The sequence below is a fragment of the Paenibacillus sp. FSL R5-0490 genome (assembly GCF_001956215.1).
In the GTDB taxonomy this organism is placed as follows: Bacteria; Bacillota; Bacilli; order Bacillales; family Cytobacillaceae; genus Cytobacillus.
Genome location: NZ_MRTQ01000004.1, coordinates 135,704 through 161,371 on the forward strand (window position 1 = coordinate 135,704; position 25,668 = coordinate 161,371).

Consider the following 25,668-nt stretch of genomic DNA (forward strand, 5'->3'; position numbering starts at 1 on the left):
GGTGAATTGATGCATTTGGAACAATTAAAGCTGATTAATTGTGGAGATATACCTTCGATTCGCTTTGCTGAAAATCTGCCTAAGCTGAAGGCTTTTATTTTTCCTGATACGCATGTACAAGATGGCGATCTCTCTGTGTGTGAAAATATTGAGGAAGTGCATTACACCAAGCAGAAAATTAAGAATAGGGATCCGGAAAAGGATAAGAAAATTGGGGATTTGATTCAGCCTACAATAGAGTGGGAAAAGAGACTGGCAGATGGTGATGATCTGTTCACGAAAGAAAATATCAGAGCTGCCAATAAGGCTCTTGATTCGTTTTTGAAAAATCTGACACAAGATAGCGGATTGTCGGAAAAAGACATCAAAAAATACGTAAAACAAGTGACTCTAAAGCTGAACAAGCTAAATGAAAAGTATGATTACTTTATCGAGACACTTGAAAGAGAAGAGCTCTGTGACTACATTATGGAAGCTGCAGGAATAGCGGGTTTGGAGTTTGACGGGGACATCACAGAGGAATGGAGGGAATGGTAATAGCTATTTGTAATAGGAGGGTTTAATCATGGAGATCCCAGAAGAAGCTGACCTAATATCGGTGTTTGAATCATTGCCGGGGAGAAAAGATGAGACGGAGAATTTTTATTATGACACTTCATCCTTTATTTTAGAAAATGAAAATGAAGTGATGGAGGTCAGGCTATCTCCTTTTTACGATGAATTTATAATAGATGTAAAAGAAAAAAACTCTAATGAAGTTCTTTCCTATATGAAGCTGCTCTCTGTAAGGAAAATAGAAATTGCCGCGGATGAAAAGGAATATGCGATCATTCGATTGTTTCATGGTGAATCAGATTTATATGAAAACATTATAGAAATAACGTTAAGGCCCAAGTTTAAGCTGATTTTTAAAGAGCAGTATCGATGAGTTGACCCGCGTTTCTAAAGAATAATGAGAGTAGCTGATGGTATGAGAATTCAAGATAAAGACTTTACCCCGCAGTTAAAAACGAAGATTGAAGACATTGAACAGAAACTCAAAGAACAGGCTGAAAGACTCCAAAAAGAGCATAAAACTGCTTTTACAAAGAAAGGCCTCAAACTCGAATCTGCCTTTGACCAAGAGGGCAGTGATGTCTTTCAGCCTGGATACAGTTCCTCCATTTCAGTAGGATTTACTGACAAGAACGGTGACCTCATAGACTTAAAGATTATTAAAATTTGGGAATGCGAACGCATACTTTTAGGCATGCCAGTCTTAAGTAAATTCCCTGGTTCCAAAGTGGCCGGAGAGCTCCTGGATGAATCGCCGGAAGAAATAAGAATAGAATTAAAGGAATATATGGATGAAATTTTAACAGAAGTGACTAATTAATTGGATGGAATAGAATCAGGAGGATAAACAATATGACTAACTTATCTTTAAAGCTGCCGAAGGAATTTGAAAAATATCGGACCGAATTAGAAAAAACAGCAAAACCGTTTGTCAGCATCCAAGCAGAAAGAGGGGAGACCACCCTTTTTGAAAGCAAGTTCGGAGGACATCCCTACCTTCCAAAGTTGAGCGATTACCCAAAGGATGAGCAGGGGAATTATATGAATCTATTTGCACAGATAAATTTCGAAGAAGTTCCCCGCATTGAGCTGATGCCTGAAGGCGGGATTCTTCAATTCTATCTCTCACCGGTTGATGATATGTATGGGCTTGATTTTGATAACCCGACTGCTCAAAGAAACTTCCGGGTTATTTATCATCCAAATATCGTAAAAGATGAAGCAGACCTGGTGACTGACTTTTCATATATACCTGATTTAAGTAATGAATATGATCCGATAGTCCAGGAAGCTAAGATGAGTTTCCAGCTTAAGATCGCTCCTGTACCTGCTGATGACTTCCGTTTTGAGGACATGGTCAATATTGACTTATTCGAATCCATCGATCATCCGGACTATGAGGATTTACATGAGCTCTACTTTGAGGAGTTAGGTGCAGAGGGCCATAAAATAGGCGGTTATCCTTACTTCACCCAGCAGGATCCGAGAGAAAAAAATGACCCAACAGGAGAATATACCATTTTACTATTCCAAGCGGATACGGACGATGATATTGACTTAATGTTCGGGGACAGCGGTGTTGCCAACTTCTTTATAAAAGAAGAAGATTTAAAAAGCAGGAATTTCACCAATGTCCTTTATAATTGGGATTGCTGTTAGATATTGAGTTCTTTCAATCAAGTTAGGTTGAGGGGGGATTTAGGTGGAATTAAAAGAGATTATTCTTCACGATGCAACCAATAGACAAAAAAAGAATGAAGTAGGCTTTAATCTCCAGACGAATGTTTTTTCACTGATAGTAAGCCGTTACTTGCATGGAGTATTAACCGATGAAGTGGAATCTTTGATGGTTTACTGTTTGGCAGGAATAAATGAAACCATCGTTGACTCCTATACAATCGAGAATGGTTTAACCATCAAGATCCCATATAACCCAAAGGAATTTTTGGATTTAAGTGATCCAGAAGAAAAATATATTGAGTATTGCAGAGTATTCAATGAGTTTATTTCTCCTGTTTTTCGAGAAAAGAGCTGGAATTATACTCCGGTTAAGGATGCTCTTGAAAAAATTAAAGAACACAAGTATTCGGTAGAGTTTTTATTAAAAGGCACTCCCAAAAAGAGCCCGGATAAAGAACACACTGCCTATGTAGTCGGAGTCCATACGGTTGCTTCATTTAAACTGATGGCCAAAATTTATCATAAAAGCGGCCTGATGGTTAAGGAAGAAGTTCTTGTTGAAGAGGTGCCAAGCCATGTCGTTTATAGAAGATTTTTAGGGAAACCGGAGTGGGTGGATAACTGGACCTTTCAACTAGCTTCAAAAACAAGTCAGTGGGTTGGGGTCATTACATTATAGGAAGGGGATGGAATGTGAACTGGTTTAGGGGAAGAAAAATGGTTTCTTTGGATAAAAAAGATAAGGAATTTGCTGAAGCAGCTTTAAAGCAGATCTTTGTAAAAGGAATGGTCATCAGAATAAAATCTGATGGGCCAGATTCTTTCTATCTCTATTTCTCTTTGAAACTTCCGCCCAATCAATCCCAACCCTGGCTTCATATTGAGGATCCTAAATGGACAGTTTTTGACCAGGCGGTGAACTTTCATGAAAAGACAATAACAATTAAAGAGAATACTATGTCTCTAGATAGTCTTTTAAATGAGGAAGTTGTGGATATTTGGTTAGGTGAAAATATGCCGCATTTGTATTTAGCTTTTCAATCAGGAAAAATATTATCTGTGAACGGATCTCATGAAATGTATGAGTGCTGGCAGGCTGGCGATGGCTGCCGTCAAGGCGGGGAGGAATGGTTAATTGCAGCTGTTCCGGGTAACCGTATTGCTTATTGGACACCTTAGTCACATAAGCAGAAATAAAAAAAAGAATATTTTATAGACTAAATAAACAAACAAATGAGAAAACTTTAGCTTGAATTACTTAAATAAAAACGCTACACTCATAATATACAGTTTTTCGTATATTGATCAAAGTAAAGAGGTAATACAATATGAGCCGTATTTGGGAAAGTTTATATTCAAAGAATGGGCTGGCTGCCAAGTTTATTGCGAAGGAGCTTATTCAGTTTTCGGAGGGAGAGAGAATCCCCCGGGTAAGTGATTTTACAGACAAGCTTTCTCTTGGCCGCGGGACTGTGCAGGGGGCATTAAGGGTGCTGGAGGATCTGCATGCCATCTCGCTTGAATCGAGAGGGCATCTGGGGACGTTTCTGAAAAAGAGGGACATCAACCTGCTGTATGAGATTGCCGGCATCGGGCAGGTGATGGGCGTAATGCCGCTGCCTTATTCCCGCAAGTATGAGGGATTGGCGACTGGCATTGTCGAGGGGTTTGAAGAGATTAACAAGAAGTCTGGCCTCGCTTATATGAGAGGAGCCCGAAGGCGGGTCGAATCATTAAAAACCCGGCGCTACGATTTTGCGATCATGTCCCAGCTGGCGGCAGAAGAGGCCGTACAGGAGTTTGATGGGCTGGAAATACTCCATACTCTTGGACCGGAGACCTATGTAACGTCCCATAAAGTCTTTTTTTCAGATAGCAAAAACAGCGAGATTACAGATGGCATGAAAATTGGAATTGACTATTCATCTGCTGACCAGGCCAATATCACCCTGCTTGAATGTGAAGAGCACAAGGTTGAATTGATAAAGGTGGACTATATGCAGCTTTTCAATATGCTGAAAAACGGCACTATTGATGCGGCGGTCTGGAATGCAGATGAAGCGAGAGCACTAAAAACGTTTGCCTCCTCTGATTTTAAATCAAAGAGAGCAAAGGAACTGGCTGTAAAAGCAACCAGAGCAGCCATTGTCATTGAAAGTGAAAGAACCAATATCAGGGAGCAAATCCAGCTCCTCCAGTTTAATAAAGTGGAAGAGATCCAAAGGCTGGTAGAGGAAGGAAAAAAATATCCGCACTATTAAGAAACTGAAGTTCTAGTTTCTTAGCAGCATTAATATACTAAATACTGTATTTTGGAGGGGTTAAAACGATGGATATAAACCAACTCAAAGAAAGAATGGATATCCTATTAAGCTCGTCTGTTGTCAGCACCAAAGCCGCGGATATAACGACATTGGCTTTTATGCATTTACAGTCGCGTTTGCAAAGAGAAGCCATTGAAGGGGCGGAAATGCTTTTCACCCATTTGCCGACAGCTCTGACGAGAATTGAAAATGGCGAACAGGTTGAGGCTCCTCATCCTGCCCTGCTGGATGAAGTCAAACAGTCACCGGAAGCTTCCACAGCAATAAAGGAAATCGATTTTGTACAGCAGCAATGGAAGAATCAGCTCCCCCAAGAGGAAATCGATTTTCTGCTTATACATTACACAAATGTACTGCAAATCAACAAAGGAGGAAATTAAGATGAAAATTGTAGTTGGCGGACAGGTGGATAAAAAAGAGATTGAGAGCTTAATAAAAGAGATTGACAGCAGCATAACGACGATGGTCAAATCAGATCTGGAAGCAGCGATGGCTGTTAAGACGGGACAGGCAGATTATTATGTAGGGGCCTGCCACACAGGAGGCGGCGGTGCTTTAGCCATGGCGATTGCCCTTCTCGGCAAGCCAAATTGCGAGACGGTTTCCATGCCGGGAAAGAAGCCTGTTGAGGAGAAAATTGTAACCGCTGTCAGCGAAGGGAAGAAAGCATTCGGTTTTACAGCTGACCACAAAGAAGCCGCAGTGCCTATGATTATCAAAGCTTTAAAGAATAAAAGCTAATCCATTTTAATTGAGGGGGAGAAAGAAATGGAAATGACATTAATTATCCTGATCGGTGCCGTTGCTGCTGTTTTGGCCAATATGAATATTGCGGTTTTCAATGATGGGCTCCGTCCAATTGTCTCCGAACATGTGGAAGGGCGGATGACGAGAAGGGACCTGGCCTTTACTGCCTTTGCGATGAGTTTCGGACTTGTAATCGGATTTGGAATACCTTTTACACTCTCGGCGAGTATCATCCTCGTTCACAGTATCCTGCTGGGAACAGATATTATCGGTTTGCTGACGCCGAAGAATAAATGGGGAACACCGCTTGCGGCAGTAATTGGCGGTGCTTATGGAGCAGGGCTGTTAATCGGGCTCGAAGGCTTTGTGAAGCTATTCGATTATCTGCCGCTTAATTTCCTTGAAGCAATGGGAGCGGTCGGAACACCGGTCGTCGTTACCTTTATGGCATTCCCGGCACTTGCGGTTGCCATGCAATTCAGCGTTAAAAAAGGGGTCATAACATTTATCGTTTCTGCATTGATCCGTCAGCTCGCTGTCTGGCTGAATGAAAGCGGAGTTCTCACGATTTCAGGCACAACAGTAACACTGAACCAGGAAGGAATGGCCCTTATTACAGGGATGATCTTTCTGCTTGTTTTTGCCATGAAGGAAAAAGCTGAAGAAGGCTCCTCCATCGATCTTGCTGCTGTATTCAGTGATAAAGTGGCTAAAATCAGAAAAAATGTTGTGTTCTTTATGATTATTGGCGGTCTTATTGCAGCTGCTACGAATCTATGGATCATGGCAGGAGACCCAATTTCTCTGAATTTATTAGCAGAGGGTAAAGCAACAGATGCCGGAATTGCAGCGGCTGCCCGTGCGCTCGGCTTTATACCGCTTGTCGCCAGTACAGCGATCGCAACAGGTGTATACAGCCCGGTCGGATTTACACTCATCTTCGTCGTCGGATTTTTCTCCCCGAATGTTTGGGTAGCCTTAATCGGCGGTGTCATTATTATTTTCATAGAAGTTATGCTATTAAGCTCAATTGCGAGATTCCTTGATAAATATCCCGGTGTCCGTAATTCCGGAGAAAATATCCGCAGTGCGATGACCAAGCTTCTGGAAGTAGCACTATTAATCGGCGGAGCGAACGCTGCCAATGCGATTGCACCAGGGTTTGGATTCTTCTTTATTGCCGGATTCTATTTGCTGAATGAAGCGGCAGGACGCCCGATTGTCCGCATTGCGGTCGGCCCTGTGGGTGCCATTGCAGTCGGAATCATAGCTAATATCCTGGTAGCACTAGGCATCATGAACATACCTCAGTAAAAAAACAAAGAGAACGGAGCGGACAGCCATGATACAAACCGTACTTGGAAAAATTGCTCCGGAAGAATTGGGGATTTGCTCGGCTCACGAGCATCTCTCCATTGATCTTTCGAGAGTGAAAAAAGATCCGGATACGATTCTGGATGATGAACAGGGCATGCGTGAGGAACTGGAGGATTTCTATCGTCTCGGCGGAAGGTCAATGGTGGAAGTGACAAATGACGGTATGGGCCGGGATGCTCTTGTGCTAAAAAGGCTGAGCGAGGCAACAGGGGTTCACCTTATTACATGCACAGGCTTTTATAAAGATCCTTATATCCCGGATTTTGCAGACGGCTGGAAAGCGGAGCAGTTTGCACAGCATTTTATAAAAGAAGCCAAGGAAGGGATTGCTGATACGGGCATACTTCCGGGTGTCATCGGGGAAGTGGGCACAAGCAAAAATGAAATGAAGCCGATCGAACGTGAGCTGTTAATTGGTGCCGCCATGGCCGGCACCGAAACCGGCCTTCCGGTGACCACTCATACAACGCTCGGAACACTCGGGCTTGAGCAGGTGCAGCTGCTGACGAAGCATGGCCTGCCGGCTGATCAGATCATTATCGGCCATCAGGACCTCAACCCGAATAAAGACGAAGTTCTCGCTGTTTTGGAAACAGGAGCCTATATCGCGTTTGATACGATCGGAAAAAATAATTACCGTCCCGATGAAGAAAGAGCTGATTTTCTTCTTGATTTTATAAACCGCGGATATGAAAAGCAAATTCTTCTGTCAGCTGATTTGACCCGCAAATCGCATTGGAAGAAGAACGGAGGCCCGGGCTACGGTCTTGTGCTTGAGATGTTTATTCCAAAATTGAAGAAATCCGGAGTGCCGGAAAGCATCCTTCATCAATTTTTGACCGTTAATCCATCCAGAGCTTTTTCAATAAGGGAGCGATCATAGTGTCCACATACAACCGAGCCCAATTAAAGTACGCAAATTCAGTTTTGCCAAGCTTATCCATACAGGAAGCACAGGAAAAACAATTCAAACTGGTTGACAGAATGAGCCGCCATTTCAAGGGCAGGCAATTTCTGTCGATGGGAGACCTTGGAGTTTCCCCAATATATAAGCGTCCGGAACAGACGTATCTTGTGGAAAGAGTTCTGGCTGATTTCTTTGAAACAGAAGACTGTGCCCTTGTCAGGGGAGCAGGAACAGGCGCGATCCGCAATATTCTAAGCATGCTTCTGTCTCCTGGAGATGAGATGTTCATTCACACGGCCCCTGTTTATACGACGACAAAGGAAACGTTAAGAATCTTAGGCATCAAAACAGTCCAGGCAGATTACAACCATCTTGAGGAAATCAGAACGGCCATCAGAACTAATCAAAGTCCTAAAGTTTTCTATATTCAGCATGCCCGCCAGCAGCCTGCAGATCATTACCAATTGGCCGAAGTCATCAAAGCAGTGAAGGAAGAACGCCCGGATCTTCCTATCGTCGTGGATGACAATTATTGCGCATTGAAGACAAAGGGAATTGGCGTGGAATTAGGAGCGGATTACTCAACCTTTTCCGGATTTAAGCTTCTCGGGCCGGAAGGAATTGCAGTCATTGCCGGCAAAAAAGACGCCATCGAACGGGTGCATCACTATAACTATTCGGGCGGAGGCCAGGTTCAGGGCTATGAAGCCATGGAGCTGTTAAGAATGATGACCTTCGCACCTGTATCGCTGGCTATTCAGAACGAGCAGGTGGAAGAGCTCTGCCGCCGTCTGAATGAAGGCGCTGTGAGCGGGATACGCGCCGCCTACATGACGAATGCCCAATCCAAAAACGTCATTGTAGAGCTTGAAGATCCGATCGCCCAAAGCGTGATCAGCATCAGTGACGAGTATGGGGCGGCCACTCATCCGGTTGGGGCAGAATCAAAATATGAAATCATTCCGATGATTTACCGCGTTTCCGGAAGCTTTTTGGAAGCACAGCCAGAGCTGAAGGAATATGGACTGCGCATCAATCCGATGAAATCAGGGGCTGGCACAATCATCGGCATTCTCGAAAAAGTGATACCTCTTGCAAAAGAAGTGCAGCATCGTTGATACCCGTAAATAAAGGGGGAAACTTCCATGTTTTTAGATGTAACAAAGCGCAGAAATCCTAAGCTTATTCAATCGGGTGTCACCTTGCATCAAAGCGGGCAAATACCCCCGAATACGTACGTAATTGACCTCGATATACTCGGAGAAAATGTAGCAGCTCTGGCAAAAACGGCAAAAAACCATGACTTTACGCTTTATTTCATGAGCAAGCAGCTTGGAAGGCTTCCGTTTATAGGCCAGTTTATTGCAGAGCACGGCATTGAAAAGGCGGTTGCTGTTGAATTCGATGAAGCCAAAACACTGGCAGAAGGCGGCGTTGAAATAGGAAATGTCGGCCACCTGGTGCAGCCGGGAAAAAATCAGTGGCAGGAAGTGCTGTCATGGAATCCTGAGGTCATTACCCTATTTTCCCTTGCACGTGCCAGACAGCTTTCTGAAGCGGCTGTTCACTCAGGAACGGTGCAGGATGTACTTCTAAGGGTGTATGCAGAAGGGGATATGATTTATCCCGGACAGCAGGGCGGCTTTCGATTGGAAAAGCTGGATGAAGAACTTCCCGAACTGGCCGGGCTTCCCGGGATTAACGTAGCAGGCGTCACAACCTTCCCGAACTTTCAGCTCTCTGAAGATAAGAAAAGCATGGAACCGACTCCTAACTTTACAACCCTTTTAAAAGCAAAAGACATTCTGGAGAAAAAGGGCATTACTGTCAAACAGGTAAACGGTCCAAGTGCGACCAGCTGTGAAACCATACCGTTCCTGGCAGAACAGGGTGTAACACATGGAGAACCGGGACATGCCCTTACCGGAACGACCCCGCTGCATGCGTACCGGGATCTCCCCGAGAAACCTGCCATTGTATATGTAACGGAAGTGTCCCACCAGGATCAGGAGCATTATTATGTCATCGGCGGGGGCTACTACGGCCGCTCCCATTTAACCGGGTGCCTGGTCGGAAGCGATGAAAAAGACATATTGAAGCAGTATGTAAAAGCAATTGAACCGGCTCCTGAAGCGATTGATTACTATGGTGCGATTGAGAAACCGGACGGCTTTCAGGTTTCTGAAGGAGATACAGCTGTTTTCTCTTTCCGCACCCAGGTGTTCGTCACAAGGGCCCATATTGCCCTGGTAAAAGGAATTCAAAGCGGAAAGCCGGAACTGGTACACTTTGAGAGGAAGTGGTAAGGATGGCAAAAGCAATTCTGCTGGTAATTGACAGCTTTGGCATAGGCGCAATGGAGGATTGCGGAGAGTTCAGCCCTTCTGACTGCAGAGCCAATACCTATAAGCATATCCGGGAATCGGCTGATTTTTTAAAAATCCCAACTCTATATAACCTTGGGCTGGGGGCACTTGTGGATGGGAAGGCAGCCCCTGCCAATGCTTACGGCTTCTCGGCACTGGCCCATCACGGGGCAGATACGTACCTCGGACATCAGGAAATTGCCGGAAGCTGCCCGAAGCGCTCAAATAAAAGGCTAATGAAAGATATTCATCGAGACCTGGGTAAGGCATTAACAGAAGCGGGCTATGGGATTGAATACCCCTGGAAAGACCGGCCGGTGCTATTAGTAAACGGTGCCTGTGTCATCGGAGATAATCTTGAGTCCTCACTGGGAAACATCATCAATTTAACCGCTGATTTTAATAGAATGCCTTTCCAGGAATTAAAGGAAGTCGGGAAAATTGTCCGCCAGAATGTCGACACCAGCCGGGTCATTGCGTTTGGAGGACCCTATACAACCATTGAACATATCCTGTCAGTTGTTCATGAAAAAAATTCAGGCCAGTGGGGAGTGGATGCCCCGAAGGCCAAGGTGTACGGAAAAGGCTATGAAGTCTATCACATGGGCTACGGTGTAAACATAGACGGACAATTTCCGATGATCGCTGCCCGGCATGGACTCAAAGTCCACCGGATTGGCAAAACGGCAGATGTTCTGCATGGTGAAGGACCTGCAGAACCAATTGTCGATACTGAAAAAGTATTACAAGCTTTGGAGAGTGCTTATTTAGAAGAAAAAGAGGATGCGGCATTTCTGGTAAATGTACAGGAGACCGATTTGGCAGGCCATGCGGAAGATACAGAATGGTATGCGAGTCTGCTCAATACAACCGATCAGTGGCTCGCGGAATTCCTTCCCAAGATGGAAGAGGACGACCTGATCATGATCATGGCCGACCATGGCAACGACCCGACCATCGGCCATTCCAACCATACGAGAGAATACGTTCCAATACTCGCTGCAGGGAAACGGGTAAAACCGGTTAACCTCGGAAAACGCAATTCGATGGCAGACGTTGGGGCGACATTCAGCGAATTTTTTGGACTGCCAGCCACTGAGGAAGGCGAGAGTTTTTTGGAGATAATGATAGATTAGGAGAGATGCTGGAGCCAGATGGTTTCAGTATTTTTTTGTATTTCCTGATTTTTCTAGTAATATTTAACCGGGTAAAAAGATATAATCCATATATGAAATATTTACTAATGGAGTGAAATATATGAAAAAGCTCAGCACTAGAATAGCATTGGTTATGGCTCTTGGCATGGCAATTGTTTTACTCGGCAATATTGCTATGCTCTACTTAAGCACGAAAAATTCAGTAGAGTCCTCTATTGAAAATTTTAGTTTAAGAATTGCAGACAATATTTCCTCAAAAATGGAAACAGAGAAGTATGAGGATTTTTTGAAGAATCCCGATCAGTCTGAGGCTTACTGGGACCTTCGGGAACAGCTGAATGATTTTCGGGAGAAAACGGGTGCGTTTTACGTTTATACTCTAATGGCTGATTCCGAGAAGAAAGAACTCTTTATAATGGTTGATGGCCTGCCGAAGGACTCCGATATTGCTGCAGACATTAAAACACCGACAACGGCTACAACATATAAAGATATTTCTCCTGTCCTGGATGGAAAATCCTCAAGCTCACCAATCGTTCATGATCCGGAATATGGCGATTATCTTTCAGCTTTTGTGCCAATTAAAAACGATGGCAAAGTAATCGGGATTCTGGGTGTAGACATCAATGCAGAGAATGTTAACAGCATTTCAGATCAAGTACTCCTGGAAGTGCTGCCGATGAACCTGGTGATAAATATACTGTTAATCCTTGCCGTGGTGACCATTCTGGCCTGGTTCGTCAAAAGAAGACTGCACCCGCTGCAAAGCATCAGTTCGGCCGCTCAATTAATGGCTGATGGCGATCTTCGCGGAGCAGAAGAGAAGGCAAGTTCGATTAAAATAAAAGGAAATGACGAAATTAGACATGTGACAGAGTCTTTCAAAAAAATGACACAGTCTACGAAGGAGATGGTTAAAGACATAAAATTATCTTCAGAAGCACTCCTGGTTTCTTCAGGGAAAATAGAAAACAAGGTGGAAGAAATCAGTCAGGCCAGCAGCCTGATTGTCAGAGGGATTCAGGAAGTGGCAGGGGCTACTGATACACAGCTGATCAGAAGCGAGGAATCTGCCAAAGCAATCGAAGAAATGGCTATAGGCATTCAGCGTATTGCAGAAGCTTCGACAGATGTGAGCGAACAATCCAATACAGTTACACAGCAGGTAAAAGAAGGATTTGATGAGGTTCAATCCATCATCCGGCAGATTAATGAGATTAAAAAGACTGTAAATGACTCATCTCAATTTATAGAAGAGCTGGGTACGCAGGCTATTGAAATTGAAGATATCGTGAACCTGATATCCGGTATAGCGGAGCAAACCAATCTGCTTGCATTAAATGCAGCCATTGAAGCAGCAAGGGCAGGCGAACATGGCAAAGGCTTCGCGGTGGTATCCCAGGAGGTTAAAAAGCTGGCAGAAGGTTCAAAAGCATCAGCTGGACAAATTGCCGAAAAGTTAAATCACTTTAGATCGTCTATTGAACAGGCAGTCGGAAATATGCATGCGAGCTCAGGAAAAGTGGAAGAAGGCACTGTTCTGGTTAATAGCGCCGGCGAGAAATTCAACCAGATTCTGCATGCGGTTGAAGGGGTTACCGGGGAAATCCAGGAGGTTTCTGCTGTAACAGAAGAGCTCTCAGCCGGATCGGAAGAGATTTCTGCATCCATTGATGAATTTGCCGGTCTATCTAAAGACACTGCACAAGTTTCCCGCCAGGTCGCTGCCTCAACAGACCAGCAGGAGAATGCGGTAGAAAAGATTTCAGAGCTGACTCTTCAGCTTAGCAGTCTTTCTAAACAGCTGGAACAGTCGGTGGAGAAGTTTAAATTATAAATTGGGAGCCGTTCTCTATAGAGAGCGGCTTTTCTTTTCTACACCTATCCCTTGGTCCTATCCGGAAAATTAAACCATTTGATCGAGTTTTTTAACTAATCCTATAGGGAAACAAGCAAAGGTGAACATATGACTTTAATAAAAGGAGGGCAATTGTTTAAAAAAAACATAAAGAGGAGTGTCCAAGTGAATTACATAAAGTGGATTGCGGCAGCAGCCGCAATGGTATTTGTGCTGAGTTTCAGCCAGCCGAAGGCAGATGCTGCAGTTTTAAAGAATGGCTCAGCAGGCCCGGAGGTTACATATATTCAATCAGCATTACAAAAGCTTGGTTATTTTAACACAGACCATACAGGGTATTATGGAATGGTAACAGAGAACGCCGTTAGAAACTTTCAATATGATTTCGGTTTAGCAGCTGATGGCATTGTAGGAGTTAACACAGCAGAAATGCTTAGGAATGTAGACATGCTGGCCCATGTGGTTTATGGGGAAGCGCGCGGAGAAAGCTATGAAGGCCAGGTAGCAGTTGCCGCTGTCATTCTCAATCGCATGGAGTCAAATGAGTTTCCTAATACTCTCTCCAATGTCATTTTCCAAAAGAATGCCATTACAGCTGTGAATGACGGCCAGTACTGGCTGCAGCCTGATACCACAGCTTATCAGGCGGTAAGAGATGCCTTTGATGGATGGGATCCCACCGGTGGCGCCGTCTATTATTACAATCCTTATACAGCTGCAGATCAATGGATATTTACTAGAACAGTCATTAAACAAATCGGCAATCACAATTTTGCCTATTAAAACATGGGGCACCTTACCTGTACAAGCAGGAAAAGGTGCCATATTTGGTTCTGATGGAAAATTCGAATGAAAGTCTGGTAATTTATATTACAAAACTATTAAAATCCATTTAATTTGTAACAAAAAAAGAGTTTTACTGAAATCTATCTGTTATCTAACGGTGTTAATATGTTCCTATCAAGGGACATAAAGGAGATATCATGAAGAAATTAGTAATCTATTTAGTAACAGCTGTTTTTCTATCGTTTGGATTTTCCAATGTCACTTCAGCCGCCGGAAATACACATACTGTGAAACAAGGAGATACGCTTTGGGCCATCTCTAAAAAATATAGCGTAACAGTACAGCAAATTAAATCATGGAATAAATTAACTTCAGATAAAATCAAACCTAAGCAAGTTTTAAAGGTTACCGGAGCTTCAGCAAAAGCTGCAGCACCTAAAAAGACAGCTGTAAAGGCTGCATCATCAACGAAAGCTTATAAAGAAATTAAAGTGAATGCAACTGCCTATACTGCCAGCTGCAAGGGCTGCAGCGGCATAACCTATACAGGAATCAATCTGAAAAAGAACCCGAACGCCAAGGTTATTTCAGTCGATCCAAAAATCATTCCTCTGGGATCTAAAGTATTTGTTCCTGGTTATGGAGAAGCCATTGCAGGTGACAAAGGCTCTGCGGTAAGAGGAAATAAAATAGACGTCTTTATTCCAAATAAACAGCGTGCACTCCAGTGGGGCAGCAAGACAATAACGATAAAAGTATATAAATAATAGAGTGAGAGAATCTTCCTGGTGGAGGTTCTTTTTTTTATTTTGGTAAAATGCCATCTATCTGTCTAGAGTGTATTGGGGTATTTTTAACTATGTATATACTAATATTGGATAAAATGTAATATTTATATACCATTAAACAAGTCGATCTGTTAATATAAATTATATTTGCAAATTTGGATCAAAGTCAGGAGACTATGAACAATGAATTATAATGGGTATGAAAATGTACATTCCAATGGAAAGGTGAAGGATCCTCATAAACCAGTAAAGGATTCCTATGGCACCAATATTCCATCCTCCAGCATTAATGAAGCAGGCTTGGTAATCCAGCCTGGAAGCGCATTGGATAACGATTGGGATATAGATGATGACGACGATGCAAGTTACCCTGTCAATGTCGCACCTACCCCTGTATCAATAAAAATTATAATTGCATTTGTACTTATCCCTGTTATTCTGCATCGCCTTTTTGATGCATTAATTCCGCTGATGCAAACTTTGCTGGTACCGGTACTTATTATATTGTTTGGCATTACATTCATCATGCCTCATGTAAAAAAAGAAATGGCTGGTTGTAAACCAGAGCATGAGCACTATGATAAGAAGAAGAAAAAATATCGAAACATATGGGGCATAAATGTATTGTTTGCTTTTGCAGCAAGTTATCCTGCGGTGTCTCCTGTTTTGTATGCATGGACAGAGTCTGTGGCTGATTTGTTTGCAGGGAATAAAAGCGTCCTGGTTAGTGTGTTCGCAGTAGTTCTATTAGTCCTTTTATATTTTATTCGTTTTTTAGCTGCGATGTTAATAATTCCATTCATTCAGCAGCTTCTTTGGAGGTTTGCGGGAAAGTTTTTTGAAAATCAAACAGCCATTAACTTAGCAAAAAGATATATGAATTAATTTATTATGATGTTGATATAAAGCAGCTAAAAGCCCCTCCGTCTGGAAGGGCTTTTGTTTTATCATTAATAGGCTTATGGAGGCTGCCATTTGTCATAATCGAGAACGGAATGTCAGCCCCTTTTTTTACTCTTCTTTCACTATCCAGCCATTTTCCACGCCTGCATGGAAATTACCGTCTGCATAGGCTGTGAATAAGGTAATGACAGAAGGGTCTTCGGCTTTAGTCTGGTAAATTAGCAGCTGTTCTTTTTCGGGAAGGTAGATATAATTTGCGTCTTCACTTGTATATCGCTCCCCTGATAGCTTCTCCGCTTCAGGGAGGAAAACATCAGCAGGTGCTTCTGTGTGGACAGAGTCTGGCTGATTGTTGCTGTAAGAGATAAACAGCTTCTTATCTTCATAATTCTGAATCCATTCATAAAAACCTTCTTCATCCGGACCTTCATATGCAGGGTTTCCATGCATCTCTTTTACAGTCGATGGCGTGTCCCACATTGAAATGCCCCGCACTAAAAATTGACCATTCTTAATCTCTAACAGAGGCTGCTCTTTCAGGCTATCGGCCTTAATATAATTCCCATCCAAGTAGACCTGCGGCGTATGGCAGGCACCGTTTGCTGCTGTAATAGTAATGATGTTTCCGTTTCGCTCCATCTTACCGCCGCAGTCTTCTGAGAGTTCATTCGTATACGTAATGGTATTTCCGCTGATCATGCCCGTGCCCTCCATCACGTTTGCGTAGGAACTCCCATTTACTGAATTAATGACAGAGCCGCCAAGATGATAGCGGATGGTTTCTTCGTCCACTTTTTCAATCTTAAGGCTTCCAAGGTTATCATCGCTCAGGAATACCCACTCTCCAGTCCAGTCGAAAGCTTCCTCTGTTTCTTCCTCTTCCTGCTGGGGATTCTCTGCTGATTGCTGAGCGCTTGCTGGGCTCTTTTCATTATTTGCCGATATCTCTTTTGCAGGGTCGGCTGCCGGCTTGCTTTCACAGCCGGCTACAATAGCAAGAAATGATAAAAATAATAAAACAAATTTTCCCATAGTCTGGATGCTCCTCTATTAAAATACAAATATAGTCATAATTACCTGAAGATATTATACTATAGTAAATGGTAAATAATACATTTTAATAAGGATGAAAATTTTTTGCTCTTTTTCCGCTGCTCATTCGTTTAGAAGAAAAAGGGGAGATGAATGTGAAGACAAAGGATTGCCCGCGCTGCGGAAGTGCGGTTATAGAAGATGCATGGGAAAGCCTGGAGGATACAGAAGATGGCGGAGTGATTCTTGATGGATTTCCCGCATATGTGTGCCGCGGGAAGTGCGGGTATGTGAAGCGGATTGAAGACATACCCGCAGTTATTGCACAGCAGGGGGACGATCGGCTTTTATTGCTTTACCCAAATGAACAAGGCAGAATTTTAGATATCGGAGAGTCTGTCATTTGGCCGCCGATGCACTATCAATCTATCCTTGGAAGAGGATATTGGGAGGATTATATGGGAAATCACGATGTAGAGATGCTGCTTGAAAATGCTCGTGACAGCCGGGCAGTGTTTAAGGATGTGCCGAATATATTTGATTATGCCACCAGTGAGCTTTCACAGGATGCTTTTTTATGCTGGCTTATGGCCTGGAGTGAATCGGCATATCGATCACTGGACAGTTCGTTATATGAAGCTGCCAATCAGTTTTTGGCAGCAATTTTTAATTTGCACGGGCTGCCAGCTCCGGTGATTGATTCGATAGAGATCAAACGCCAGTTTAAATCTCTCGACATTTTGACGATCGTAAATGATACATACGCTATTTTAATAGAGGATAAAACATTTACGAAAAACCACTCAGATCAGCTCTATCGATACCGAAAGTCGGTTGAGAGAGAAAATCCTGATCTCATCCAATTGCCGATCTATTATAAAATTGCTGACCAAAGCCATTATAGATCCATTGATAAGGCAGGCTATAAGCCCTTCAAACGAACTATGATGCTTGAGATTTTGCAGGAGGGGAAGGAAAATGGTGTGCAGCATCCGCTATTTCTTGATTATCTGACCCATCTGCAAAAGATAGAAGAAAGTGTGGCGTCTTTTAAAACAAAGGCTTTAGCCGAATGGGACCATTATGCCTGGCAGGGATTCTATCAGGAACTGCAAAAAGAAATTAACGGAGATTGGGGATATGTTTCAAATCCGGCTGGCGGGTTTTGGGCATTCTGGTGGGCTTCTGCAGTCAACAAACCGTATTTCCTGCAGCTTGAACAGGAGCGCCTTTGCGTAAAAATTAGCCCTGACGAAGGCGAAGATAAGCGCAGCGTTCGAAAAGAAGCCATGAATGCGATTCTTCTGGAATCAGACAAATCTGGCCTTAATCTGCAAAAGCCAGCAAGAACGCGGATCGGGAAGGTTATGACAATTGCGCAGCGTCTGGACTATATTCAATTGAATAGTGACGGCACTGTTGATATGAAACGAACCATTGACCTATTAAAGAGATATTAACCTGTCCGTGTTTGGGGGAATCTTCCTGGTGAAGATTCTCTTTTTTTGTATTTTGTGAACGCTGCCAATAGCAGGAGGAGACTTGCAAATAGAACAGAAAATTTGCAAATAGCTCCAGCAATTAGCAAATAGAATCCTTCTCCCCGTGCGAGGGAGAGAATCTTCCTGCGTGGGAAGGTTGCTAGTTTACTTAATTGTGAACTCTGCAAATAGAAATGAGATATCTGCAAATAGAACAGCAAACTTGCAAATAGAACCAAAATCCTGCAAATAGGCGACGAAATCCTGCAAATAGAACCCATCAATTCACAAATAGCTCCAGCAAATCTGCAAATAGAACCCCTCTCCCCGCGCCAATCCAAAAAAAAAAGCCCATCCCTATCCCGGAATGGGCCAGAACTACTCCAGTAAACAAACAAATTCATCAACAGGCAGCGGCTTGCTGAATACATAACCCTGTACATACTGGCATTGCGTTCGCTTAAGGAATTCGAGCTGATTTTGTGTTTCGACTCCCTCTGCAATGACGTCGATCCCCAGCCGTTCTGATAAGAAAATAAGGGATTCGACAAGGATGGCATGGTTTTTATTTGTTTCAATCTCTTTTATAAAAGATCGATCTATTTTAAGAGTATCAATCTGGAAGTCTTTTATATGTGTTAAAGACGAAAATCCTGTTCCAAAGTCATCGAGTGCAATCCGGATCCCGAGATTTCTCAGCTCCTGAATGATAGAACTCACTTTTTCTTCATTATAAAGAAAATGTGTTTCGGTGATTTCCAATTCAAGCAGGGCGGGCGGGATCTGAAAAATATCCAGAGTGCGTGTGATATAGTTGACCAAGTCATATTTCAAGAACCGCTGCGGAGATATATTTATGGATATCGGTACAATGGGAAGGCCTTTATTCATCCATAATTTCAGCTGGACGCATGCCTGTTTAATGACCCAGTCGCCGATATCGAGGATTAATCCCGTTTTTTCAGCTACAGAAATAAATTCTCCTGGCGACAGCAGCCCCAATTCCGGATGCTGCCAGCGGATGAGGGCTTCGGCGCCGACAATCCTGCTGCTTTCAATATCCACCTTAGGCTGGTAATGCAGAATGAATTCTTCGTTCTTTAAAGCTTTTTGCAGGCCGCTTTCAATTAAAAATACCTTTTCCGTTTTAACATTAATATTTTTGGTATAAACTTCAATGCTGCGGCCGCCCTTTTCTCTGCCGCGGTGGAGAGCTGCATGTGCATTTTTAATCAAGTCAATATGGGAGTCCCCGTCTTCCGGGAACATGCTGATTCCAATTGATGCCTGAAGCGGAAGCTCGTACGCATCAATATGAATTGGTTCACTCAGTGTACTGCATATTTCCTCAGCACTCTGAATCGCTTCCTCTCTTGAATGAACCGGATGATGGATAATCACAAACTCATCCCCGCTCATTCGCGATACAAAGCAGCCTTTTTCCTGAAAAGCCCTCAGCCGGAGCGCGACTTGGAGGAGCACCTCATCCGCAAGCGTATGTCCGAGAATATCATTAATATATTTAAAGCGGTCAAGGTCCAAATATAAAACCGCAAATTTCTCATGCTGAGCCTGTATCAATGTCTCAAGTCTATTTTCCAGCAGTCTTCTTTTTGGAAGATTGGTCAGAGAATCATGATAGCTGATATGCTGAACCTTTTGCAGCAGAAGCTTATGTTCAGTAATATCTGTTATGATTCCATTGAGCCGTATGAGGTTCTGATCATCATCCAGCGTTGGAATCGTTTGATCACTTACCCACCTTATAGAACCATCTGGACGGCAGATGCGGTATTCATGGCGAATCTGTTTTCCTTCTGACAGCAGTGACTGGGTCTGTTCATACTTTTCCAAGTCATCCTTGTATACGATGTCCTTCCAAATCACTTTACTTGTTAAAAAGTCAACAGGATCTCTGCCTGTTATCTTCCTGTTGCCTTCAGAACAGATCATGAATCTCTTTGCTTTTACATCATAAGCCCATATCCCCGCGTCAATGCTTTCTAATATCATGTTTTTCCGATCTTCCACCTCTGACAGTTTGCGATGGATTTCTTCATACTGGAATTTTTTTAAAGCAGTCTGCTGTTCAGGAACATGAAGAATAAGACTGGCTCCCGCAATAATCCCTTTAGAATAAAAAGGTGAAAAAATGGATAGAATCTCCACGATTTTACCAGCTTGAATGCCAAAGTAAGTTCCCAGCTGTGCTTTTCCTTCAATAATGGCCTGCCGGAAAAGCATTTTAGCGGAGCCTCTGTCCTTATGAATAAAGTACCTGGTAAAGTGCTCTTCCTTATCTTCCGTATGGCCGAACAAGACCTGGGAAGCTTCATTGCCATAAAGTATACTTCCCTCTTTATCTATAAAAAAAGCTGCGTCTGGATAATCATGATACATGGCTTTAAACGATCCTAAGTGATCTTGCTGAGTTTGGCCCGGATCTTTTGAAGGAACCAAAGGAAAGAAACGCGAACTTTTCCTCTTTCGGATTTCCATATATTATCTCCTTAATTCATATTTCCCATTATTTATAGTAAAAGGATACTATTAATACCCATTATTTTCAATTTTTGTTTTCCTTTTTCTTAAAGATAAGGATTCCTGAGCAAAGTTTATAGTGAATAGGTCTAATAGAATGGTGTTCCGATAGCTTTAAGGTCTATATACCTTATTATACAGTATGATTATTTTCTCATTTTTACCTATTTACTCAATTTTTACAAATATCAGATTGTATGCCAAAAAGAAGAGTGATTTACTAGAGTGGTAGTGTGTGTAAACGCTTTAAAATAAGGAAATAGGAGAGGATCGCATGATAGAAAAGCAGCGCATAAAGTTAATCAGCTTTATCAGTACTTTTGCTTTAATTCTTAGTCTATTCAGTCCCTTTGCCGCAGCGAATGCAGAAGAAGTGAAGTCTGTGGCAGAAGCGATTGCGGATAATAACGGAACAGCAACGGTTGAAGGATATATTGTTGGAACGACCGAAAATGGGCCGAAATATACCCATACTGGCCCATTTTCAGTAAATACAAATCTGGCCATTGCCGACTCCCCAAGTGAAACAGACCCCAGTAAAATACTGCCGGTTCAATTGCCGAATAATTCTATCAGGACAGAGCTGAATTTAAAGGACAACCCGGGTCACCTCGGAAAAAAGGTCCAGATTACAGGCTCTCTTGAAGCATACTTTACCGTACCGGGTTTAAAAAGCCCAACAGCATACACATTTGCAGAAGATACTGGCACACCACAGGTTTCGGCTGTTACAGCTTCCCCTGAGGCGGGCCCTGTTAAAGCTGGAACAGCAGTAGAACTATCGACTTCCACTGAAGGTGCTGTAATCCATTATACAGTTGATGGAACAGAACCGACTGCTGAAAGCACAGTATATTCCGATCACATCATTATTAATGAAGAGACAACGATTAAAGCGATAGCGGTCAAAGACGGTTTAACAGACAGCAAAGTGTCTGTATTTCAGTACATGATTGGGCTGGAAGATTTGCGCATTCATGATATTCAAGGTGCAGGCCACTATTCCCAATATGCGAACCAGCAGGTTTCAGATGTTGAAGGAATTGTCACCAAGGTAGTGGACAGCAGCAATTTCTACATGCAGGATCAGCAGCCGGATGATGATGAAAATACATCTGAAGGAATCCTCGTTTATAAGAAGGGTCACGGTGTATCCGCAGGTGATGTGGTATCCGTTTCAGGCCAGGTTAAAGAGTGGGTGCTTGATGGCTATTCAGACAAGCTGAAAACAGACCTTCCTGTAACAGAAATTAATGCAGCATCGATTGAGAACATTGCTTCCGGTCAGGAACTTCCTGCTCCGGTGGTTATTAACAAAGAAAACCTTCCGACTGAAATCATTGATAATGATGAATTAAAAGAATTTGATCCAGAACAGGATGGAATCGATTTTTACGAAAGCCTGGAAGGCATGCTGGTTCAAGTGGACAACGCTAAAGTAGTTGCCCCGCAGAAATACGGCGAGCTTGTAGTTGTTCCTGGAGATGTGGATACGAACACAACGGCAGGCGGCCTGCGCATTTCAGAAAACGATTTTAACCCTGAGAGAATCACCCTTGATATTAACAATGAAGATTTTGTTGCCAAAATGGGCGACAGCTTCAAAGGCAGCATCCAGGGTGTTGTCAGCTACGGCTTCAGTAACTATAAAGTATTAAGTGATGCAGACGCATTGCCTGAATTTGTTGAAGGCTCTGCAGTAAGAGAAGAAACCAGCATTACATCAGAAGAAGACAAATTGACCATTGCTTCCTATAATGTTGAAAACTTCTCAACCAAAACAGATGCGGAAAAGGTTACGAGATTAGCAGAAGCAATCACAGATAAAATGAAGCAGCCGGATATCATTGGCCTGACAGAAGTACAGGACAATGACGGACCAGCAGATAGCGGCACAACAGCAGCAGATCAAAGTGCGGCCTTGCTGATTGAAAAAATTAAAGAGCTTGGCGGACCAGCCTACACTTACACAGATATCGCACCGGAAGATAAACAGGATGGCGGCCAGCCGGGAGGGAACATCCGTGTCGGCTTCCTTTATAACGCTGAACGGGTAACTTTAACCCAAGGTGAAAAAGGCTCTGCGACAGATGCAGTTGATTTCGAAAACGGCAAACTGACGCTAAACCCAGGGCGTATTGACCCAACAAACGAAGCTTTTGAAGATAGCCGCAAAGCATTGGCAGCCCAGTTCGAATTTCAGGGCGAAAGCGTCATTGTTGTAGCTAACCATTTTAACTCGAAAGGCGGAGATCTTCCGTTATTCGGAAAAGAGCAGCCGCCAGTCTTAAATAGTGAAATCCAGCGCATGAAAATCGCTAACGTTGTGAACGGTTTTGTAAAGAATGTAAAAGCAGAAGACCCTGATGCCAATGTCGTCCTGCTTGGCGACTTTAACGATTTTGAGTTCTCCAATCCTTTACAGGCTCTAAAGGGCGAAGAACTGACTAATATGATTGAAAAAGTTCCGGCAGAAGAGCGATACACCTATACGTACCAGGGAAATGCACAGGTGCTGGATCACATTTTAGTATCCAACAATCTGGCGGAGAAAACAGAAGTCGATATTCTTCATATTAACTCGGGCTTCATGGAAGAGCATGGCCGTGCGAGTGACCATGACCCGGTTATGATCCAGACAAGCTTAAAGCCGGAAGCTAAACCAGAAGAACCACAGTATGACATTGTCTTCAAGCTCGTAAACTATCACGCGAAGAAATTTGTTGTTGGGCAGCATAATGCATTGGTCGTAATGAAAAAAAATTCTAGTCTCACGCATGGCCTATGGCTGAAAAAATCAGCAGCTGTCAAAGGCAAAGGCCTTAAAAACACGAAAGTGGTCATCAGCTCCGCTAACAAAGGGGCAGTTGTGGATCTAACAGGATCAGAAATTCAAGAAGTCATGATCGAAAGTGACAAAGTCGTGGAAATCCGCGGTGCTGAAAATGTGCAGAAGTGGACACTTGGGAAAAAGGCAGATCCGTCTCATATCATTTTCAAAGATTCGGATGGAGAAGTAATGGAATCTCCTTATGAGGAAGAAGGAGCGGCATAACAATTGAAGCCGGAGTGCAACAGCTCCGGTTTTCAACCCCTTTGAGTAAAAATTGAAAGGAGCATTTTTTATGAAATTACCTATTAAAGTATTATCTACAGTAGCCTTATCAGCAGCATTAACCATCTCTGCAGCCGTTCCGGCAGGTTTAGTTTCAGCAAATGAGACTTCAGCTTCAGATTTCACACTTTCGTTAATGCATACCAATGACACACACGCAAATATGGACAGCGCCGCAAAGAAAGTGACGGCGGTAAAGGAAGTAAGAGAAGCAAAGCCGGATGCCCTGCTAGTTGATGCAGGAGATGTTTTTTCCGGAACTTTATATTTTAATAAATTCCTTGGACAGGCTGACCTTGAATTTATGAATCTCATGGGCTATGACATTATGACTTTCGGTAATCATGAGTTCGATTTGGGTTCAAGTGCGGAAGGACATAAAGCACTGGCTGACTTTGTAAAAGGAGCACAATTCCCATTCGTCAGTTCAAACGTGAACTTTTCTCAAGATGCCAGCCTGCAGGGATTGTTCAGTGATGTTATATCGAGCGAACCTGCTGATGGAAAAATATATAATGGCATCATTAAAGAAGTTAATGGAGAAAAAGTTGGATTTTTTGGTTTGACTACAGCTGAAACAGCCAGCATTTCCAGTCCGGGTAAGGTAACATTCGAGGATTATCTTGAAGAAGCAGAAAAAGCAGTAAAAGCTTTCGAAGGCATGGGTATTAATAAAATCGTGGCAGTAACTCATATCGGCTATGATGATAACCCAAATGTGGATAATGACTTAAACCTGGCTGCTCAAGTAGATGGAATTGATGTGATTGTGGGCGGACACAGCCATACGCAATTAAATGAGCCAGTAGTTGCGGCAGCTGACGAAACAGGAGCGGCAAAGGATCCTACAGTTATTGTTCAAGTCGGCCAGTACAATAATTACCTCGGAACCCTTGATGTACAATTTGACGAGGCAGGAAAAGTAGTCGGGCATGGTGGAGAGCTTATTAAAATAGCAGATAAAGCAGAGGACCCTGAGGCAGCAGTGCTGCTTGAAAAGTACTCTTCACAGATAGAAGAATTAAAGAACACGGAAATCGGAGCAGAAACGCTGGCTGCACTTGAGAATCCGCGTACTAGCGGAGACAGCACAGAGCCAAGTGTACGGAAAAATGAAACCGCCCTGGGCAACTTGATTACAGACGGCATGCTGGCAAAAGCAAATCAATATAACAGCAATGTCATCATGGCACTCCAAAATGGAGGAGGCATTCGTGCGGGCATTGACGCAGGGCCAATCACTGTTGGCGAAGTAATCACGGTTCTTCCATTTGGCAACACATTAGCAACAATGGAGTTAAAGGGAGCTGAATTGAAAGAGGCCTTTGAAATCAGCGTAGGACAATATCCTGCAGAAAATGGCGGCTTCCTGCACGTGTCCGGTGCAAAAGTAAAATTCGATTCGACTAAACCTGCCGGTGAGCGAATTGTTTCGATTGAATATAAAAGTGAACAGGGCACTTACACTGAAATCCAGGACAATCAAACCTACACAATCGCTACGAATGCTTTTACAGCTAAAGGCGGAGATGGATATACAGTCTTCGCAAAAGCTTACCAGGAGGGCAGAGTAACAGATCTTGGACTTTCTGATTGGGAAAACTTCGCAGATCACCTATCCAGCCTGGGCACCATCAAACCGGCGGTGGAAGGGCGTATCATAGACGTTGACAGCCTTCCTCCAGTAACAGAGCTGGATTTTGAAAAGGAATATAATCTTACTGATGATAAAAAGAAGAAATTGGTAGTGAACAAAGTTTCCTTTATTAATGTAGAAAAATCCGCAGAAATCAAAAATGGCATCTGGCTCAAAAATTCTGCTGTACTGCAGGGTGATGGCCTTAAAAATGTGAGTGTCCGTGTAACACCTAAGAAGGAGCCGATCATCGTAGACTTTAGCGGTGCAGAAGTGAAAGAAGTCATTATTGAGAAAAGTGATTTAGTGGAGCTTCGAGGAGCGGAGAATATTAATAAGCTTAGTTTCAAATAAAATAGCTAGTTAAGAGAAGAACAGGACTTAGCAAACTACCTTTGCAGAGTCCTGTTCTTTT

The 25,668-nt window shown here is 43.1% G+C and carries 23 protein-coding genes; 21 read left to right on the top strand and 2 right to left on the bottom strand.

From position 1 onward, the window contains the following. Positions 1 to 210: 210 nt before the first annotated feature. The 18 genes from BK139_RS24535 (at position 211) to BK139_RS04820 (ending at position 15,430) form a co-directional block, all read left to right on the top strand. Positions 211 to 537 (top strand): hypothetical protein, encoded by a 327-nt coding sequence (locus BK139_RS24535; protein ID WP_083675299.1) that lies wholly within the window; start codon positions 211 to 213, stop codon positions 535 to 537. Between the two features lie 28 nt (positions 538 to 565). Further along, the gene (locus BK139_RS04740; RefSeq protein ID WP_083675293.1) at positions 566 to 928 is read left to right on the top strand and encodes a hypothetical protein; all 363 of its coding nucleotides are present in this window, start codon (positions 566 to 568) and stop codon (positions 926 to 928) included. A gap of 42 nt (positions 929 to 970) precedes the next feature. Then, positions 971 to 1,375: a hypothetical protein gene (locus BK139_RS04745; protein ID WP_076257200.1), complete on the top strand. Its 405-nt coding sequence runs from the start codon at positions 971 to 973 to the stop codon at positions 1,373 to 1,375. Positions 1,376 to 1,407: 32 nt separating this feature from the next. Further along, positions 1,408 to 2,214, top strand: coding sequence for a YwqG family protein (locus BK139_RS04750; RefSeq protein WP_076257202.1), 807 nt, complete (start codon positions 1,408 to 1,410; stop codon positions 2,212 to 2,214). A gap of 43 nt (positions 2,215 to 2,257) precedes the next feature. Continuing rightward, positions 2,258 to 2,914 (top strand): hypothetical protein, encoded by a 657-nt coding sequence (locus tag BK139_RS04755; protein WP_076257203.1) that lies wholly within the window; start codon positions 2,258 to 2,260, stop codon positions 2,912 to 2,914. Between the two features lie 38 nt (positions 2,915 to 2,952). Further along, positions 2,953 to 3,414: a hypothetical protein gene (locus tag BK139_RS04760; RefSeq protein ID WP_083675295.1), complete on the top strand. Its 462-nt coding sequence runs from the start codon at positions 2,953 to 2,955 to the stop codon at positions 3,412 to 3,414. Between the two features lie 149 nt (positions 3,415 to 3,563). Continuing rightward, positions 3,564 to 4,496 (top strand): GntR family transcriptional regulator YhfZ, encoded by a 933-nt coding sequence (yhfZ, locus tag BK139_RS04765; protein WP_076257205.1) that lies wholly within the window; start codon positions 3,564 to 3,566, stop codon positions 4,494 to 4,496. A 68-nt stretch (positions 4,497 to 4,564) separates the two neighbouring features. Next, the gene (locus BK139_RS04770; protein ID WP_076257207.1) at positions 4,565 to 4,939 is read left to right on the top strand and encodes a PRD domain-containing protein; all 375 of its coding nucleotides are present in this window, start codon (positions 4,565 to 4,567) and stop codon (positions 4,937 to 4,939) included. A gap of 1 nt (position 4,940) precedes the next feature. Continuing rightward, a complete protein-coding gene (locus BK139_RS04775) occupies positions 4,941 to 5,300 on the top strand; it encodes a DUF2620 domain-containing protein (RefSeq protein WP_061792828.1) in 360 nt (119 codons plus the stop codon). 27 nt (positions 5,301 to 5,327) lie between these two features. Beyond that, positions 5,328 to 6,620 (top strand): YhfT family protein, encoded by a 1,293-nt coding sequence (locus tag BK139_RS04780; protein ID WP_071156322.1) that lies wholly within the window; start codon positions 5,328 to 5,330, stop codon positions 6,618 to 6,620. Positions 6,621 to 6,648: 28 nt separating this feature from the next. Further along, positions 6,649 to 7,566, top strand: a complete 918-nt coding sequence (locus BK139_RS04785; protein WP_076257209.1) for a phosphotriesterase family protein — start codon at positions 6,649 to 6,651, stop codon at positions 7,564 to 7,566. Then, on the top strand, positions 7,566 to 8,708 hold the full coding sequence (locus BK139_RS04790) for an aminotransferase class V-fold PLP-dependent enzyme (protein ID WP_076257211.1): 1,143 nt from the start codon (positions 7,566 to 7,568) through the stop codon (positions 8,706 to 8,708). Before BK139_RS04785 ends, BK139_RS04790 begins: the two co-directional genes overlap by 1 nt. A 27-nt stretch (positions 8,709 to 8,735) precedes the next feature. After that, a complete protein-coding gene (locus tag BK139_RS04795; protein WP_076257212.1) occupies positions 8,736 to 9,896 on the top strand; it encodes a YhfX family PLP-dependent enzyme in 1,161 nt (386 codons plus the stop codon). A 2-nt stretch (positions 9,897 to 9,898) separates the two neighbouring features. Continuing rightward, entirely contained in the window at positions 9,899 to 11,092 is a 1,194-nt protein-coding gene (locus BK139_RS04800) for a phosphopentomutase (RefSeq protein ID WP_076257214.1), read from the top strand. A 121-nt stretch (positions 11,093 to 11,213) separates the two neighbouring features. Next, entirely contained in the window at positions 11,214 to 12,950 is a 1,737-nt protein-coding gene (locus BK139_RS04805) for a methyl-accepting chemotaxis protein (RefSeq protein ID WP_076257216.1), read from the top strand. Between the two features lie 186 nt (positions 12,951 to 13,136). Then, on the top strand, positions 13,137 to 13,754 hold the full coding sequence (locus tag BK139_RS04810; protein ID WP_083675300.1) for a cell wall hydrolase: 618 nt from the start codon (positions 13,137 to 13,139) through the stop codon (positions 13,752 to 13,754). Positions 13,755 to 13,954: 200 nt separating this feature from the next. Continuing rightward, positions 13,955 to 14,524: a LysM peptidoglycan-binding domain-containing protein gene (locus BK139_RS04815; protein ID WP_076257218.1), complete on the top strand. Its 570-nt coding sequence runs from the start codon at positions 13,955 to 13,957 to the stop codon at positions 14,522 to 14,524. 204 nt (positions 14,525 to 14,728) lie between these two features. Beyond that, the gene (locus BK139_RS04820) at positions 14,729 to 15,430 is read left to right on the top strand and encodes a hypothetical protein (RefSeq protein ID WP_076257219.1); all 702 of its coding nucleotides are present in this window, start codon (positions 14,729 to 14,731) and stop codon (positions 15,428 to 15,430) included. A 126-nt stretch (positions 15,431 to 15,556) separates the two neighbouring features. On the opposite strand, the gene BK139_RS04825 is transcribed toward BK139_RS04820, so the two are convergent. After that, the gene (locus BK139_RS04825; protein WP_076257221.1) at positions 15,557 to 16,480 is read right to left on the bottom strand and encodes a hypothetical protein; all 924 of its coding nucleotides are present in this window, start codon (positions 16,478 to 16,480) and stop codon (positions 15,557 to 15,559) included. A gap of 155 nt (positions 16,481 to 16,635) precedes the next feature. Between BK139_RS04825 and BK139_RS04830 the strand changes: the two genes are divergently transcribed. Next, complete coding sequence (locus BK139_RS04830; RefSeq protein ID WP_175609061.1) at positions 16,636 to 17,940, top strand: PD-(D/E)XK nuclease family protein; 1,305 nt, start codon at positions 16,636 to 16,638, stop codon at positions 17,938 to 17,940. A 399-nt stretch (positions 17,941 to 18,339) separates the two neighbouring features. Here the strand turns inward: BK139_RS04830 and BK139_RS04835 are convergent, their stop codons facing one another. After that, positions 18,340 to 20,460, bottom strand: a complete 2,121-nt coding sequence (locus tag BK139_RS04835) for an EAL domain-containing protein (RefSeq protein WP_076257223.1) — start codon at positions 20,458 to 20,460, stop codon at positions 18,340 to 18,342. A gap of 316 nt (positions 20,461 to 20,776) precedes the next feature. Between BK139_RS04835 and BK139_RS04840 the strand changes: the two genes are divergently transcribed. Beyond that, positions 20,777 to 23,557 (top strand): DUF6359 domain-containing protein, encoded by a 2,781-nt coding sequence (locus BK139_RS04840; protein ID WP_076257225.1) that lies wholly within the window; start codon positions 20,777 to 20,779, stop codon positions 23,555 to 23,557. A gap of 70 nt (positions 23,558 to 23,627) precedes the next feature. After that, the gene (locus tag BK139_RS04845) at positions 23,628 to 25,607 is read left to right on the top strand and encodes a bifunctional metallophosphatase/5'-nucleotidase (RefSeq protein ID WP_076257227.1); all 1,980 of its coding nucleotides are present in this window, start codon (positions 23,628 to 23,630) and stop codon (positions 25,605 to 25,607) included. Positions 25,608 to 25,668 lie beyond the last annotated feature (61 nt).